Source organism: Metallococcus carri, from assembly GCF_011440275.1.
GTDB lineage: Bacteria > Actinomycetota > Actinomycetes > Actinomycetales > Dermatophilaceae > Metallococcus > Metallococcus carri.
This window is the reverse complement of record NZ_JAAOIV010000014.1, coordinates 32,482-47,264: the sequence shown is the minus strand read 5'-3', so window position 1 is coordinate 47,264 and position 14,783 is coordinate 32,482. Positions and strand designations below refer to the sequence as shown.

15 protein-coding genes and 1 pseudogene are annotated in these 14,783 nt (G+C 68.6%); 11 read left to right on the top strand and 5 right to left on the bottom strand.

Annotated features, from left to right (window positions below):
• Positions 1 to 94 precede the first annotated feature (94 nt).
• The 5 genes and pseudogenes from G9U51_RS16205 to G9U51_RS16185 all read left to right on the top strand — a co-directional run bounded on the left by G9U51_RS16205 (position 95) and on the right by G9U51_RS16185 (position 5,344).
• Positions 95 to 625, top strand: coding sequence for a type 1 glutamine amidotransferase domain-containing protein (locus tag G9U51_RS16205; RefSeq protein ID WP_166198492.1), 531 nt, complete (start codon positions 95 to 97; stop codon positions 623 to 625).
• A gap of 183 nt (positions 626 to 808) precedes the next feature.
• Positions 809 to 1,849: a LacI family DNA-binding transcriptional regulator gene (locus tag G9U51_RS16200; RefSeq protein ID WP_166198490.1), complete on the top strand. Its 1,041-nt coding sequence runs from the start codon at positions 809 to 811 to the stop codon at positions 1,847 to 1,849.
• Between the two features lie 111 nt (positions 1,850 to 1,960).
• Positions 1,961 to 2,441, top strand: a pseudogene (locus G9U51_RS16195) (OsmC family peroxiredoxin).
• A 46-nt stretch (positions 2,442 to 2,487) separates the two neighbouring features.
• Complete coding sequence (locus G9U51_RS16190) at positions 2,488 to 3,366, top strand: phosphotransferase (protein WP_328823518.1); 879 nt, start codon at positions 2,488 to 2,490, stop codon at positions 3,364 to 3,366.
• A 682-nt stretch (positions 3,367 to 4,048) separates the two neighbouring features.
• Positions 4,049 to 5,344, top strand: coding sequence for a choice-of-anchor P family protein (locus G9U51_RS16185; RefSeq protein ID WP_166198488.1), 1,296 nt, complete (start codon positions 4,049 to 4,051; stop codon positions 5,342 to 5,344).
• A 134-nt stretch (positions 5,345 to 5,478) separates the two neighbouring features.
• Here the strand turns inward: G9U51_RS16185 and G9U51_RS16180 are convergent, their stop codons facing one another.
• Positions 5,479 to 6,378, bottom strand: coding sequence for a cation diffusion facilitator family transporter (locus G9U51_RS16180; protein WP_166198486.1), 900 nt, complete (start codon positions 6,376 to 6,378; stop codon positions 5,479 to 5,481).
• Positions 6,379 to 6,515: 137 nt separating this feature from the next.
• Between G9U51_RS16180 and G9U51_RS16175 the strand changes: the two genes are divergently transcribed.
• Together G9U51_RS16175 and G9U51_RS16170 are read left to right on the top strand one after the other, a co-directional pair.
• Positions 6,516 to 6,899: an ArsR/SmtB family transcription factor gene (locus G9U51_RS16175; protein ID WP_166198484.1), complete on the top strand. Its 384-nt coding sequence runs from the start codon at positions 6,516 to 6,518 to the stop codon at positions 6,897 to 6,899.
• Positions 6,896 to 7,747: a ZIP family metal transporter gene (locus G9U51_RS16170; protein WP_166198482.1), complete on the top strand. Its 852-nt coding sequence runs from the start codon at positions 6,896 to 6,898 to the stop codon at positions 7,745 to 7,747. Before G9U51_RS16175 ends, G9U51_RS16170 begins: the two co-directional genes overlap by 4 nt.
• 221 nt (positions 7,748 to 7,968) lie before the next feature.
• Here G9U51_RS16170 and G9U51_RS16165 read toward each other — a convergent pair whose 3' ends face one another.
• Together G9U51_RS16165 and G9U51_RS16160 are read right to left on the bottom strand one after the other, a co-directional pair.
• Entirely contained in the window at positions 7,969 to 8,616 is a 648-nt protein-coding gene (locus tag G9U51_RS16165) for a dihydrofolate reductase family protein (protein WP_166198480.1), read from the bottom strand.
• Positions 8,613 to 8,768, bottom strand: a complete 156-nt coding sequence (locus G9U51_RS16160; RefSeq protein ID WP_166198478.1) for a hypothetical protein — start codon at positions 8,766 to 8,768, stop codon at positions 8,613 to 8,615. The genes G9U51_RS16165 and G9U51_RS16160 overlap by 4 nt, the downstream gene beginning before the upstream one ends.
• 53 nt (positions 8,769 to 8,821) lie before the next feature.
• On the opposite strand from G9U51_RS16160, the gene G9U51_RS16155 reads away from it, so the two are divergent.
• From G9U51_RS16155 to G9U51_RS16140, 4 genes are all read left to right on the top strand, one after another.
• Positions 8,822 to 9,715, top strand: coding sequence for an acetoacetate decarboxylase family protein (locus tag G9U51_RS16155; protein WP_166198476.1), 894 nt, complete (start codon positions 8,822 to 8,824; stop codon positions 9,713 to 9,715).
• 23 nt (positions 9,716 to 9,738) lie between these two features.
• Positions 9,739 to 10,440, top strand: a complete 702-nt coding sequence (locus G9U51_RS16150) for a type 1 glutamine amidotransferase domain-containing protein (protein ID WP_166198474.1) — start codon at positions 9,739 to 9,741, stop codon at positions 10,438 to 10,440.
• A gap of 28 nt (positions 10,441 to 10,468) precedes the next feature.
• Positions 10,469 to 11,386 carry an NAD-dependent epimerase/dehydratase family protein gene (locus G9U51_RS16145; protein ID WP_166198472.1) on the top strand — a complete coding sequence of 306 codons (918 nt, stop codon included), beginning with the start codon at positions 10,469 to 10,471 and terminating at the stop codon, positions 11,384 to 11,386.
• Positions 11,387 to 11,491: 105 nt separating this feature from the next.
• Positions 11,492 to 12,652: a Fic family protein gene (locus tag G9U51_RS16140; protein ID WP_328823517.1), complete on the top strand. Its 1,161-nt coding sequence runs from the start codon at positions 11,492 to 11,494 to the stop codon at positions 12,650 to 12,652.
• Positions 12,653 to 12,656: 4 nt separating this feature from the next.
• Here the strand turns inward: G9U51_RS16140 and G9U51_RS16135 are convergent, their stop codons facing one another.
• Together G9U51_RS16135 and G9U51_RS16130 are read right to left on the bottom strand one after the other, a co-directional pair.
• Positions 12,657 to 13,679 carry a GlxA family transcriptional regulator gene (locus tag G9U51_RS16135; protein ID WP_166198468.1) on the bottom strand — a complete coding sequence of 341 codons (1,023 nt, stop codon included), beginning with the start codon at positions 13,677 to 13,679 and terminating at the stop codon, positions 12,657 to 12,659.
• A 79-nt stretch (positions 13,680 to 13,758) separates the two neighbouring features.
• Entirely contained in the window at positions 13,759 to 14,727 is a 969-nt protein-coding gene (locus tag G9U51_RS16130; RefSeq protein ID WP_166198466.1) for an alpha/beta hydrolase, read from the bottom strand.
• Between the last annotated feature and the right edge of the window lie 56 nt (positions 14,728 to 14,783).

Here is a 14,783-nt window from a genome sequence, read left to right as displayed (position 1 = left end):
CAGGCCCACGGGTCCATCCACTCGGGTGGTGTGACCCTTCGACCGTGGTGCCTAACTTGTGGGGAAGCCGCTTTCTCCAGAAAGGACCGCACTGATGGCCACCGCGAAGATTGCCTTCCTGACCGCGCCCGAGGGCATCGAGCGAGTCGAGTTGACCGAGCCCTGGAAGGCGGTCAAGGACGCCGGTTACGATCCGATCTTGCTCAGCACCAAGACCGGCGAGGTGCAGACCTTCGACCACCTCGACAAGTCCGAAACTCAGAAGGTCGACGGCCAGGTGAGTGGTGCGTCGGTGGATGATTTCGCCGCGCTCGTGCTGCCCGGCGGTGTCGCCAACCCGGACGCGCTGCGGATGGACAAGGACGCCGTGTCCTTCGTGCGTGACTTCGTCGCCTCGGGCAAGCCGGTCGCCGCGATCTGCCACGCGCCGTGGACGCTGATCGAGGCCGATGTGGTGCGCGGCAAGCAGCTGACGTCGTGGCCGAGCCTGCAGACCGACATCCGCAACGCCGGCGGCGACTGGGTCGATGAGGAGGTCGTCGTCGACGGCAACCTGATCACCAGCCGCCACCCGGACGACCTTCCGGCCTTCAACAAGGCGCTCACCGACGCCGTCGGTCAGTAGCACCAGCCGCCAGATCCGCGCCGGGCGGGGCGGCTCGTGCCGTCGCCTCGCCCGGCTGCCTCTGCTCTCGGCATTCGGGATCTCGATCCCGGATGCCGAGACTTTTTGCTATCACCCCTTGCGTCGGCCGGGTGACCCGCGCCACATTGTTCGTTCTGTAAGCGCTTACATCCAGGAGGACGCGTGGCACCACGAGACACCGCGGCGGTGACGATCTATCAGGTCGCCCAGCGCGCCGGCGTCTCCATCGCCACCGTCTCGCGCGTTCTGAAGAAGCCCGATGTCGTCTCCCCGGACACCCGCGACCGGGTGCAGCGGGCCATCGACGAACTCGACTATCTGCCGGACGGTTCGGCGCGCTCGCTCGCCGCCCGGCGCCAGGAGACACACGGGCTGATCCTGCCCGAGCTCACCGGCGCGTATTTCGCCGAACTGCTCGCCGGCTATGAGTCCGCCGCCGCCGCGCTCGACCAGAGCGTCATGGTCGTCCTGGCCGCCGACAAGGACGACATCGCCCGGGCCGCCCGCCGGCTCGCCACCCACGTCGACGGCATCGCGGTGATGGGCTCGGCCGGGCTGCCCGACGACCTCGTCCTGAGCCTCAGCGGCCGCATTCCGGTGGTCGTGGTGGCGGGCGCCGAACAGCCCGGCATCGAGGTCGTCCGCGCTGAAAACACCGTCCCCGCCCGCGAACTCACCGGCCGTTTGCTGGATGCCGGCCGCCGCTCGCTGCGCTTCGTCGGCGACCCCGAAGCCGCCGTCGACGTCGCTCACCGGTATGCCGGTTTCGTTGCGGCACACCGGGATCGGGGCCTTGAGCCCGCGCCGGCGATGGTGGCGAAGTTCACCGAGGAGGCCGGTGTGAAGGTGGCTGCGCAGTTGCTCGAGAGCTCGGACCGGCCCGACGGTCTGGTCTGCGCCAACGACCTGCTCGCCATCGTCCTGATCGACCGGCTGCAGACCGCCGGCGTGAATGTCCCGACCGACCTGGCGATCACCGGCTGGGACGACATCCTGGCCGCCCGCTACCTGCGACCGCGCCTCACCAGCGTGCGCCAGCCCGTCCGCCAACTCGCGGCATACGCCGCCGACCGACTCCACTCACGCATCACCGGCGACGTCTCCGACGCCGACTGGGGCCGCACCCACGTGTTGCCGGCCGACGTGGTGATCCGCGACTCCTGCGGCACCGCGCTCCCCCACAAGGAAGGAAACCTGCGATGACTCGCAACCTCCACACGGCCAGGCGCTACGGCGCGGGAGCCGTGGTCACCCTCACCGCGCTGTCTCTCGCCGCCTGCGGGCGCTCCAGCGACAACGGTGCAGGCGGCGGCAATGCCGCACCCACGACGGTGTCGAGCGGCAAGGCCACCGGCACCCTGCAGCTGTGGGCGATGGGCGCCGAGGGCGAGGCTGGAGGAAGGCAAGGGGCAGGTCGAGCTGAGCAGCTCCGGCCTCGGCACCTTCGAGATGTCCTTCCCCAAAGCGCGCCGCGGACAAGGCCGACGGGGCCACCTCGCCCGAGGAACTCATCGCCGCGGCGCACTCGGCGTGTTACGCGATGCAGTTGTCCGCGGTGATCGCCGAGGCTGGCGGCACGCCCCAGACGCTGGATGTCACCGCCGATGTGTCGCTCGGCCCGGACCCGGCCGGTGGCTTCCGCCTCACCGGCATCAAGCTCACGCTGCGCGGCGAGGTCGAGGGCCTGGACGACGCGGCCTTCCAGCAGGCGGCACAGAACGCCAAGGAGACCTGCCCGGTCAGCAAGGCGCTCACCGGGGTCGAGATCACCCTCGACGCATCGCTGGAGAGCTAACCTCCGCGTCGTCGCGCACCTTCTCCGCGCCACTACGGTCGAGAGGGTGAGCCATCTCGACCTGTCCGACCGCCAGCGCGAACTGCTGGACACCTGGCTGCCGGACGCGCACGTCGTCGCCAACCACAGCTGGGGACTGGTCCAGACCACGGTCGTGGAGGTGTATGCCGGTGGTGCTCGCCTGATCGTGAAGGCCGGCGGTCCGCAGGACCACCACATCGAGCGTGAGCTACGGGCGCACCGCGAATGGCTCGCGCCGTGGGTGCGCACCGGTCACGCGCCCCAACTCGTGCACGGTGACGTCGAGGCGAAACTGCTCGTCACCCGTTACCTCCCCGGCACGCTGGTGCAGGGTCATCCGGCGCAGGACGATCCCGAGACCTATCGGCAGGCCGGTGCTCTGCTCGCGACCTTCCACGCCCAGTCCTCGACCGTCGACGACACCTGGGAGCGACGCAACCGCGAACGCCTGCTCAGTGACCTCGACGGTCCGCACCGCATCGACCCGGTGTCGACGCAGCGGCTGCGCGCGGAGGTCTCGTCGTGGCCGGATGCTCCCGCGACGCTCGTGCCCACGCACGGAGACTGGCAGCCGCGCAACTGGTTGATCGACGGTGAGATCGTGCGGGTCATCGACTTCGGCCGGGCGGAGCTGCGTCCCGCCGTGACCGACTTCGCCCGCCTCGAGCGCCAGGACTTCGCACGTGACCCGGCGCTGGAGGCGGCATTCATCGAGGGCTATGGCATCGACCCGCGCTCACCCGATCTCTGGCGCCGCACCATGGTGACCGAGGCGATCGGCACCGCGGTCTGGGCCTACGGCGTCGGCGACGAGGACTTCGAGCAGCACGGCCACCGGATGATCGCCGCCCTCCTCGACGAACCTCTCGCACAAAACGCCCAGTTGGGCGATCCGCGCCCCTAGGGTCGGCAACCTCTCGCACAAAACGCCCAGTTGGGCGATCCGCGCCCCTGGGGTCGGCAACCTCTCGCACAAAACGCCCAGTTGGGCGATCCGCGCCCCTGGGGTCGGCTAGCACCTCGTCCTTGCTCAACCATCGGGGAGGAGGCGGGCGAGTGCGTCGATGGCACGGACATACCCCTGCGCGCGCCGCAACCGCACGGCCTGCCTGAGCCAACACACACCCTCGCCCACATCGAGCTGTGACCTCGAATGGCATAAATCGAATTCCTTGGCCCACAGCTTTTCTGAACAAAGACAAGAAAAGTGTTCGACTTTGCTGCCTGAAGCATCGATCGGCGCTGCCTCAAGAAAGCAAAGATGCCGCCCGCAAAGGGTCCCCCGATTCGAGGGGGCGTGAGGTCCGTCGACCCCATCCGCGAGGCGCCGTCAGCCCAACCTCTTCCGCGCGTTCGAGCCACGAATCCGCCTGTCCCACAACCGAAACGTCGGAGCCAGCACACCGGCCAACCACTGCCTAAGCCGGCCCACCGTCCACCCTTCAGACAATTCCCAGGCTCGAAAGAATCCATTCCTCTTCCACGACGCGCCAGTCGGGTCTACCGTTGTTTTTGGCCGCCGGAAGGCGGTGACTCAACAAAACTCCCGCCCGCAATGGACGGAAGCCTCGGGAGGAATCAACACTATGTCGTCTCTTCGCTCAACCCTTTTCGCGCTGCTGGCGTTCGCGCTGACCCTCGCGACCGGAGTCGCAGCCCCGACCGCCACCGCATCCACGGGCCCGACCACGCTGACCACGCTCACCCCGGTCCCGCTGAGCTCCGTGGGTTACAGCACCTACGCCTACGCGTCCTATATCTCCGGCGCGCTCGCCGGCAGCGGCATCACCTCCGGCACCACCTCGTGGAGCGCCATCTCCTGCACGGCCACGCCCGGCCTCACCAGGACCAACAGCCTGGCGTCGGTCAACGCCGGTGCCGTCACGACCGGCACGGTGGCCAGCTCCGCACAGAGCATCGGCACCACCTCGAGCCGCACCGCGCGTTCGACGGTCTCGGTGCAGTCACTGCGCGCGCTCTCCGGCCTGATCACCGCCGACGCGGTGCGGTCCACCTCAACCTCCACCTACACCTCCGCCGGTGCCGCCTCCGGCACCAACAGCACGACGCTCACCAACCTGCGGATCAACGGCGTCGCAATCTCGGCTACCACGGCCCCGAACACCACGATTGCGTTGCGGCTCAACGGATCCACCATCGGCCGGGTCGTCGTGAACGCACAATCCAAGGCTGCCAACGGGCCCACCGTCACGACTCAGACCACCGCGCTCGACGTCACCATGACGAGTCAGGCGCTCGGCCTCGGAGCGGGCGCGCGCATCGTGATCGGCCGGTCGTATGCCGCGCTGCCCGCGGTGCCCGCCGGTTTCGCCGGCGGCTTCGGCTATTCGCTCAAGGCCACTGCGGCGAACGGCGTCGTGAAGACCGGACCGCTGTCGTACATGTCCGTGCCCTGCTCGGGCGGCACCGCCTCCGCGAGCGTCGCCAGCGGCAGCGTCCCCTCGGTGCTGACCGCCGGCGCGGCGAAGACGACCACGTCGTCGACGACCTACCCGACGCTCAGCTCGCGTGCCACCAACACCATCGCCTCGGCGAACGTGCTGAACGGGCTGATCTCGGCGAGCGCCATCGTCGCGGACACGACCACCACCCGGGCGACGCGCACCGCGACACCGGTCCCCACTGACCGGTCGAGCTTCGGCTCGCTCAAGGTGACCGGGTTCCCGCTCATCACCCCGGCCGTGGCACCCAACACCACAGTCACCGTGCCCGGGCTCGGCCGGGTCACCTTCCACAAGGTCACCCGCACCACCACCGGCATCCAGGTGACGATGATCTACATCGTGCTCGGCCAGGCGCTCGGCGCCCTGCCGACCGGTTCGGTCATCGAGCTCGGCGTCTCGAACAGTTCGGTGCGCTGACCAGGCGCGCGGGCCGGCATACGGACAAAGAACGGGGGTATGCCGACCCGCGGCCGCCCGCCGAACTGCCGTTGACGTCCGAGGGCTGGGTGCCCGGAACCGGCATACCGCGCGGTCCGGGCACCCAGGTCCGACTAGATCGGGGTCTCCTGATCCTGGTGGGCCCGCGGCTCACACTGAATCGTCGCGTGGGTGACGTGGTACTCGGTCTCCAGGAAGTGCAGCACCCGGTCGAGCACATCGTGCAGTTGCGATTCGTCCTCCAGGACGACGTGCCCCGTGGCGGTCTCCAGACCCGAGGTGAGCGTCCACAGGTGCAGGTCGTGCACCTCGGCGACGCCGTCGATCTCGGCGATCTGCGCCTTCACCTGCTCGACGTCGACCCCGGGCGGCGCCGCTTCCATCAGGATGCGCAGAGCCTGGCCGGTGAGCTTCCACGTGCGCGGCAGGATGAACAGGCCGATGCCCGCGCCGATGATCGGGTCGGCATACTGCCAACCGGTCGTGTAGATGATGATCGCGGCGACGATGACGCCGACCGAGCCGAGCATGTCGGCGAAGACCTCGAGGTAGGCGCCCTTGAGATTGAGGCTCTCCTTCGCGCCAGCCTGCAGCAGCCGGAAGCTGATGATGTTGACGATCAGGCCGATCACGGCTACCACCATCAGCGGTATGCCGGGGATCTCCGGCGGTGCGCTAAAGCGCTGCACCGCTTCGTAGAGGACGTAAGCGGCGACCGCGAACAACAGCACGCCATTGGCGAGCGCGGCCAGCACTTCGAGCCGGTAGGCGCCGAAGGTGCGCTGGGAGTCGTTCTTGCGCTGGGCCAGGGTGATCGCGGCGAGCGCCATCCCCAGGCCGAGCACGTCGGTGCCCATGTGCGCGGCGTCGGACAGCAGCGCGAGCGAACCGGTGACGATGCCCGCGATCAGCTCGACGACCATGTAGGTCGCGGTCAGACCGAATGCGATGAGCAGCGGCTTGCGGTGCCGTGCGCCGGCCGTCACCGCGCCGTGGCCGTGGTCGTGTCCCACCGGTTGACTCCTTAGTTCCTCAGGGCTCGACCGCCTGGTCAACCCTGAACGTATGAATATCTGTTCACATGTAGACTAGACGATGTATGGCGGCCCGTCGATCCGCCACCGGGATCGACACGAGATCGGAGTGAGTGATGCGTGACACCTGCGAGGACCGGCTCGTCGACCCCGAGCGGGTTTCCGACGTCCGGACGCGGATGCCGTCAAGCCCCGAGGTGAAGAACCTCGCCGATGTCTTCGCGTTGCTCGGTGACCCCAACCGCCTCCGCCTGCTTGTCGCGTTGTCCGAGGCGGGCGAGTTGTGCGTCTGCGATCTGGCGGCCACCTGTGCGATGAGCGAATCGGCGGTGTCGCACGCGCTCCGGCTGCTGCGAGCCCACCGGGTCGTGGCGGTCAGCCGCCGCGGGCGACGCGCCTACTACCGGCTCGAGGACGCGCACGTGCGGATGCTGCTGGACCTCGGCCGCAGCCACACCGAACACGCCACTCCCCTGCACCCTGCGGAGGTTGCCCAGTGAACGAAGTGTCCCGGGCGGCAGTGCTCGTCGCCTTTCCGGTCGTCGCCGCTGCCATCGGTGCCGCGATCACGGCGGTGCGCCGACCCAGCGCGCGGGTGGTCGCTGGCGTGCAGCATTTCGCCGCCGGCGTGGTGATCGCCGCGCTCGTTGGTGAGGTGCTGCCGGATCTGCAGCACCAGGGCAATCTGCCGTGGGCAGTTGCCGGGTTCAGCATCGGCGTGGTGCTGATGCTCGTGCTCGGCGCGTGGGGGCGACGGATCGAGGCCGGCATGGAGCCAGCCGGCGCGGAACCGGCCGGGGCCGCTTCAGAACGCGGTGGCGCTGCGGCCAGTGAGGGCGCCGCGGCAAGCGGTGGCTCCGCGGCCAGCGGTGGTCAGCGCTCGGGCTCGGTCACCAAGGCAGCCGCTGCGGCGCTGCCCCTGGGTCTGCTGGTCACCGTGGCGATCGACCTGCTGATCGACGGATTGCTCGTCGGCCTGAGCGTCACCATGAGCGCCGCGACCGGCATCATCCTGACCATCGCGCTGACCCTCGAAGTGGTGTTCCTCGCCCTGTCAGTGTCCGGTGAACTCATCGACCGCAATGTGCCTGGCCCCAAGGCTGCCGGCATCAGTGCGGCGCTCGGCCTGCTCACCGCAGTCGGTGCCATCGGTGGTGCGTACGTGCTCGGCGGCGCCTCCTCGCAGGTGCTGGCCCTCGGCCTCGCCTTCGGTGCTGCCGCGTTGATGTACCTCGCGGTCGAGGAGCTCATCGTCGAGGCTCATGAACAGACCGAAACCTGGCTGCTGTCGGCGCTCTTCTTCATCGGCTTCCTGGCGATCTACATCCTGGCCGAGCTCGGCGGCTGACACGACACCCGTAGTAGAGGATTCCGGCGGCAATAGCGACCGCCACTCCGGAGCCTTGACGCACGTCTGGCGCAAGAACGCACGTCTGGCACCGCACGCCGTGCCAGATGCCAACTGGCGTGCCAGGCGTAACCGCCCGCGCCAGAGGTGGGCCGCCGAGCCAGGCCAAGCGCCCGCGCGAGGCGAGCACACGGCATACGGCACACGGCATACGGCATCAGCTAGCGCGCGAAGGTGACGTGGATGACCCCACTCTCGGCGACTTCCGAGGTGACGCGGTGGGTGTCCTCGAGACCGCGCAGGTCGTCCCAGACGCGGTTGCCGTGGCCGAGGATGATCGGCGCCATCGCGACGTGCAGCTCGTCGACCAGCCCGGCGAGCAGGAACTCGCGCGCGGTGCCGATGCCGCCACCGACGCGCACGTCCTGGCCGGCGGCGGCCTCGGTCGCCTCGGCGGGCACGTCGCGGATCGAGCCCTCGCGGAAGTGGAAGGTCGTGCCGCCGTTCATCGGGATCGACGGGCGCGGCGCGGTGTGCGTGAGGACATAGACCGGCGTGCCGAACGGTGGCGTCTCGCCCCACCAGCCCTTCCAGTTCGGGTCGTCGGGGTAGGTGTGCAGACCGAACATCGCAGCGCCCATGATCTCGGCACCGATGCCCTCGAAATGCCTTGCGGCATAGCGGTCGTCGACTCCCGTGGTGCCCTTGCCGGTCGTGTCGCCGAAGACGCGCTCCTGCATTGTGCGGGTCGCCGTGTACGCCTCGACGACCCGGCCCCAGTCCTCGCCCATCGGGTTGTCGGCCGAGTCGCCGGGCGCCGGCGAATAGCCGTCGAGCGAGATGTTCAAGTCGAGCCGGACACGGGTCATGTGCGCTTCCTTCGAGGTATGACGAGCCGGGCGTATGCCGCGTCGGCGGCGGTCCATCGGGCGCGCCTGGTCGCAGCGTCACAGGGGTCGCCGCATCCGGTCAACCCTGCCGGCCGGGTGGCGACGGCATACCCGCTGTTGACACTGCTCACATCGCCGCCTACCATCGATGTACGCACCGTATACATCACCGACCGGGGGACTCATGGCAGCAACGACGACCGTTGATCTCGGCGGCCACCAGGTCGACGTGCCGAGCGGTGGCTTCTTCGACCGCTATCGGATGCGACCCGACCTCGACGCGATCGCCGCGGATCCGCGTGTGCCCGGCGTTGACTTCTTCCGCACCCAGCCGAAGACGCACGTCGACACGCCCATCGGCCCGACCTGGACGCCGAACTTCTACTACGCGATCTCCACCGCGCGCCTCACCATGCTCGCGCCGACCTCGGCGATCCGCCGACGGCTGCCCGAGCCGCTCGACCCGCTCGAGGTGGCACCCGGCCTCGGCCTGGTCTCGACCATGTTCTTCCGGTATGACGTGTGCGACATCGACTTCTACACCGAGGTCGCGACCGCCATCGCGGTGAAGCCGGCGCGGCACGGCGGGCTCGGCCCGATCGACCTGGTGGCCGCACTGAAGAACGACCATCTGCACGCCTACGTCCTGTCGCTGCCGGTCAACACCGCGATCGCCCAGCTCCGCGGCAAGGAGGGCTACGGCTTCCCCAAGTGGGTGACGCCCATCGACGTCGAGATCGACGACGCCCGCGTGACCTCGCGGGTCACCAATGACGCCGGCGGCACCGACCTCACCCTGTCCGCCCCGACCCCCGCGCAGAAGGTGTCGCCGAGTGGCGCGCGGGTGTCCTCGCTCACGTCATACACCCGGATCGACGGCGACTGGCACGCCACGCTCAGCCAGACCAACGTCCTCGCCGCCGGCACGACGCGGCTGCCGCGCGGCGTGCAACTCACGCTCGGCGAGGGCCGCCTGTCGGATGACCTGCGCTCGCTCAAGCCGATCCGCACGATCCAGTTCGACGTGATGACCCGCGGGCAGCTCGCCTTGCACCTGCCCGCTCCGACCTCACTCTGAAGAAACTCAGAAAGACTGATCTGATGACCACAGTTCTCATGGTTCTGACCGCCGCCCGCCACTGGACTCTGCGCGACGGCACGCAACACCCGACCGGCTTCTGGGCAGAGGAGTTCGTCGTGCCCTACACGACCTTCCGCGACGCCGGGTGGGATGTCACGATCGCGACGCCCGGCGGCGCCACCCCGATCGTCGACGAGTTGAGCCTGTCCCTGCAGGGCGGCGGACTGCCGGCCAAGACCCGCAAGTTGCGGGAGCAGCTCGACGCGCTTGAGCCGGTGCTCGCCCACCCGGCCGTGCTCGCCGACGTCGACCCCGACGACTACGACCTGGTGTTCTATCCCGGCGGGCACGGACCGATGGAGGACCTCGCGGTCGACCCCGTCTCGGGTGCTCTGCTCACCCAGCGGCTCGACTCCGGCCGTCCCCTCGCGCTGCTGTGCCACGCCCCGGCCGCGATCCTCGCGGCGCAGCGCGAGGACGGCACCAACGCCTTCGCCGGGCGCCGGATGACCGGCCTGTCCAACGCCGAGGAACGACTGAATCCCTTTGCCTGGAAAGCGAATTGGCTGCTGGAGGACAAGGTCAAGGAGGCCGGCGTGGACTACTCCAAGGCGCGCGTCCCACTGCGTCCGTATGTCGTGGTCGACGGCAACCTCTACTCGGGTCAGAACCCGCAGTCGTCCCACCAGCTCGCCACCCGGCTCGTTCGCGACCTCGGCTGAGCCGCTCGGCAAGCCTCAGGAGAAACGCATGCAGACCATCCTCGGAGCCGGCGGACCGATCGCCGACGAGCTCGCCCGCGAGCTGAATCGCCGTCATACCAACGAGATTCGCCTCGTCAGCCGCAAGCCGGCGGCGGTGAACGACACCGACGAACTCGTCACCGCCGACCTTACCGACGCCACGGCGACCAGCCGAGCCGTCGCGGGCAGCGACATCGCCTACCTGACCGTGGGGCTACCGCTGGACTCCGAGCTGTGGGAGCGGCGGTTCCCGGTGATGATGCGCAACGTGATCGACGCGTGCGCAGAGCACGGCACCAAGCTCGTCTTCTTCGACAACACCTATATGTATCCCGGCACGCCGACCACCCAGACCGAGCAGACGGCATACGCCCCGGGCGGACGCAAGGGACGGGTGCGCGGACAGCTGGCGACGATGCTGCTCGACGCGATGGAGGCGGGCCGGGTCGAGGGCCTGATCGGCCGGGCGCCGGAGTTCTACGGCCCGCCGCCGACCAAGAGCTACACCAATTCCCTTGTCTTTGAACGGATTCGGGCCGGCAAGCGCCCGTTCGTCCCGGTGAACGCGCACACCAAGCGCTCCCTCATCTGGACCCCGGACGCGAGCCGCGCGCTGGCACTGCTCGGCAACACCCCGGACGCGTACGGGCAGACCTGGCACCTGCCGATCGACCCCAACCGCAAGACGTATGCCGAGCTGGTCGCCCTCGCGAGCGAGGTCACCGGCCGCAAACTCGGCTACACGGTGCTGCCGATGCTCGCCTTCCGGCTCGGCCGCCGGTTCGTGAAACCGCTGGACGAGATGTACGAACTGCTGGTGCGCTACCAGGGCGACAACATCTTCGACAGCACGAAGTTCGCCGAGCGCTTCCCGGACTTCCCGGTGACGACCTACCGCGAGGGCGTGCGTCAGCTCCTCGACTGATCAACGCTCACACGGATAACTTCCACCGATGTAATTATCTGCAAGGGGCGGTATTGTGTAAATGTGGACGTGAGATTGTTCCAAAACAGCCCGACCGGCGAGCTCGTGCCGATCTCGGGCACGTCACACCAGGGCGACTGGCGACACTTCGCCTTCGTGCCGGAACCGGTTACCGATGCCAGCCCTGACCTCACCGCCGACGCCTATCGCGCCGTCGCTCGCGCCAGGGCAGCTCTCGCCGCACTGGACGCCACCGCTGCTCGGCTGCCGAACCCTCGCCTCTTCCGCCAGACCGCCCTGCGGATCGAGGCCCAAGCGACAGCAGCACTCGAGGGTACATACGAGCCTCTTGCGCGAGTCATCGCCGAAGAACCGCACGAAGATCAGGACCCTTCGCTCCGCGAGGTACTCAACTTCGTGACCGTCGCCGAGAGGGCGTATGAGTGGAATGAGGCAGGACGCCCATGGTCAATCCCAGGGCTGGCTGAACTCCATCGCCTGCTGCTGGCGGGCACCCGCTCGGAGCGCGCATACCACGGCATCCGGCGCGTCCAGGTGGTGATCGGACGACGCGACGACGCGCCTCCGACCGCGCATCCAATCGAGGCCGCGAGGTTCGTGCCGCACCCGCCCGGCGATGACCTCACAGCCCGTGTGCGGGATTTGCTGGACTGGATGCAGACCGACCACAGCGCGACGATCGACCCGGTCGTGGCAGCGGCGATCGGCCACTACACGTTCGAGGCTCTCCACCCCTTCCATGACGGCAACGGCCGCATCGGCCGACTGTTCATCGTCCTTCAACTCCACTTAGCTGGCGTGCTCACCGAGCCGACCATCACCGTGTCGCCGTGGTTCGAGACTCGACGACAGCTCTACTACGACGCGCTCCTCGGTGTCTCGACGACCGGCGACTGGTCGGCTTGGGTCACGCTATTCGCCGAGGGCCTGGCCGTGTCCGCCGACCGAGCTCGGACGAGCATGCTCGCCCTCACCGAGGTGCAGTCACAACTGAAGGAACAGTTGCAACGGTCGTCGCTGCGAGCCGCCAACGCCCGGCTGCTCATCGACCTTGCGGTGGCGCGGCCAACCTTCACGGTGAATCAGGCGGCTGAGGCGCTCGGGATCAAGTACGCGGGCGCCAAACGCCTCATCGACAAGATGGTCGCCCTCGAGATCCTGGCTGAGTACGGCGAACGCAACTACAACCGACGGTTCCACGCGCCCCAAGTGCTCGATGTCCTCTTCCGGGGATCGCTCCGCTGACCGCTCACCGGTGCGCGGCGATGCTGAACCGGTTGCGGTACTCCGACGGCGTGACGCCGGCGGCCCGCTGGAAGACCTTGCGGAAGTTCGACACGTCGAGATAGCCAACGCTGCGGGCGATCTGCGCGACCGAATCCGTTGTCAACTCCAAGGATTCGCGCGCCTTGGCGATCCGAGCCGCCTGCAGGTATGCCGTGGCCGTCATTCCCGTGGCTTGTTTGAAGCGGCGCTGGAAGGTGCGTGGGTGCATCGCGGCGGTGCGCGCGAGATCGTCGACGACGAGCGGCTCGTGCAGGGCGGCGTGCACGCGCTGCTGCACCTCGCGGATCTCGGCGTCGCCGTGCTGCAGCCGCGGCGTGAACTCCCCATAGAGCGACTGCTGGCGCCGCGGCGGGTCGGCGAGGACGAACCGGGCGGTGTGCAGCATGACGCTGGGACCGAGCATCCGGTCGACCAGCGTGAGACCTAGGTCGACCCACGCGAGGATGCCGGCGGCGGTGACGATATCGACGTCGTCGATCACCATCCGCGAGGCGTCCACATTGATCTCTGGGTGGCGCTCCGCCAGCTCCTCGGCGAAGGCCCAGTGGGTGGTGGCGTCCCGTGAGTCGAGCAGGTGGGTCTCGGCGAGGACGAAGACGCCGGCGCACACCGCGCACAGGGTCGTGCCCTCGGACCGCAGCTCCACGAGCCAGTCGGTGAGCGCGCTGACCGACGTCATCAGTTCGGGGACGATCAGGCTCGGCGGGATGATGACGTGGCTGAGCCGGTGCTCGAGGTCGGGGTGAGTGTCGGAGGTGCACTCCGTGACCGGGCCGTCGTCGGTCGCGGTGACGCTCCACGTGCTGACCCGGATGACGCTAGGCGGGTCACCGACCTCGACGGCGTGCTCGCTCGCGACCCGGAAGATGTCGCGCAGTCCGTGGATCGCCGACACCTGGCAGTCCGCGTAGTCCAGCAGGCCGACCTCTCCGACGACGCGTGCCCCGGTCGGGTCGATGTGTGGGCCGGTCGCGGACGGCGTCATCGGTGCCTCCTCGGCATACGGGATCGGTGCGGACGGTGGGCGGCAGACCGGGCCGGTCCGCCGCCCACCATCCAATCTCCTACTGAAGCGCGTCGCGCAACGCGTCGATCGACAGCTTGCGGGCGACCTTGGTGGCCGGGGTGTCGCGCAGGCTGTCCAGCAACATGAAGTCGTGGACGGTGCCGCTGATGCGGACCGCGGTCACCTCGACTCCCGCCTCGCGCAGCTTGCCCGCGTAGAGCTCGCCGCCGTCACGCAGCACGTCCGCCTCGGCGGTGATGACCAGCGCCGGTGGCAGCCCCTTGAGGTCCTCGAGGGTTGCCCGGAGCGGCGAGGCGTACTTCTCCTCGCGCTTGGCCTCGTCGGTGGTGTAGGCGTCCCAGAACCACTTCATCCCGTCGCGGGTGAGGTAGTAGTGCTCGGCGAACTGGTGGTAAGACGCGGTGTCGAAGTCGGGCCCGGTGACCGGGTAGAGCAGGATCTGCGCCTTCAGCTCGAGGCCGCCGCGGTCCTTGTTCATCTGGGCGAACACGGTCGACATACATCCGCCGACCGACTCGCCGGCGACGGCGACGCGCGAGGTGTCCAGGCCGTAGTCGGCACCGTTCTTGGCCAGCCACTGGCCGACCGCGTAGTTCTGCTCGACCTGGGTCGGGTAGCCCTTCTCGGGGGCCCAGTCGTAGACCGGGAAGACGCCCGCGGCGCCCGCGCCGACGGCGAGCTCGCGGAAGAGCCGGTCGTGGGTCTTGTCGTCGCCGAACACCCAGCCCGCGCCGTGGATGTAGAACACGACGGGCAGCGGCCCGGTCGCGCCCTTGGGCTTGATGATGCGGGTGCGGACGGTGCCCCACTCGCCGGCGTCGACGTCGACCCACTCCTCGTCGACCTCAGGGCGGTCGACGCCCTCGCCGCTCTGCAGGTCACTCAGCATCTTGCGGCCCTCCTCCGGCGGCACCTCGTAGATGCGCGGGTGCGGGTCGGTGTCCTCGGCGAGCTTCTTGGCCTCGGGCTCGAGGTAGGGGGTGGTGGGGGCAGGCAGGTCAGTCATGACGAACTTCCTTGTCTCGTATGCCGATTCGGTTGCGTCATCGACGCTACGCACGG

Bases quoted from the DNA above. Each gene is read 5' to 3' on its own strand.
- G9U51_RS16145 (WP_166198472.1), top strand. From the start codon at position 10,469: ATGCAGACCATCCTCGGAGCCGGCGGACCGATCGCCGACGAGCTCGCC.
- G9U51_RS16165 (WP_166198480.1), bottom strand. From the start codon at position 8,616: ATGACCCGTGTCCGGCTCGACTTGAACATCTCGCTCGACGGCTATTCG.
- G9U51_RS16155 (WP_166198476.1), top strand. From the start codon at position 8,822: ATGGCAGCAACGACGACCGTTGATCTCGGCGGCCACCAGGTCGACGTG.
- G9U51_RS16205 (WP_166198492.1), top strand. From the start codon at position 95: ATGGCCACCGCGAAGATTGCCTTCCTGACCGCGCCCGAGGGCATCGAG.
- G9U51_RS16130 (WP_166198466.1), bottom strand. From the start codon at position 14,727: ATGACTGACCTGCCTGCCCCCACCACCCCCTACCTCGAGCCCGAGGCC.
- G9U51_RS16175 (WP_166198484.1), top strand. From the start codon at position 6,516: ATGCGTGACACCTGCGAGGACCGGCTCGTCGACCCCGAGCGGGTTTCC.
- G9U51_RS16135 (WP_166198468.1), bottom strand. From the start codon at position 13,679: ATGACGCCGTCCGCGACCGGCCCACACATCGACCCGACCGGGGCACGC.
- G9U51_RS16150 (WP_166198474.1), top strand. From the start codon at position 9,739: ATGACCACAGTTCTCATGGTTCTGACCGCCGCCCGCCACTGGACTCTG.
- G9U51_RS16185 (WP_166198488.1), top strand. From the start codon at position 4,049: ATGTCGTCTCTTCGCTCAACCCTTTTCGCGCTGCTGGCGTTCGCGCTG.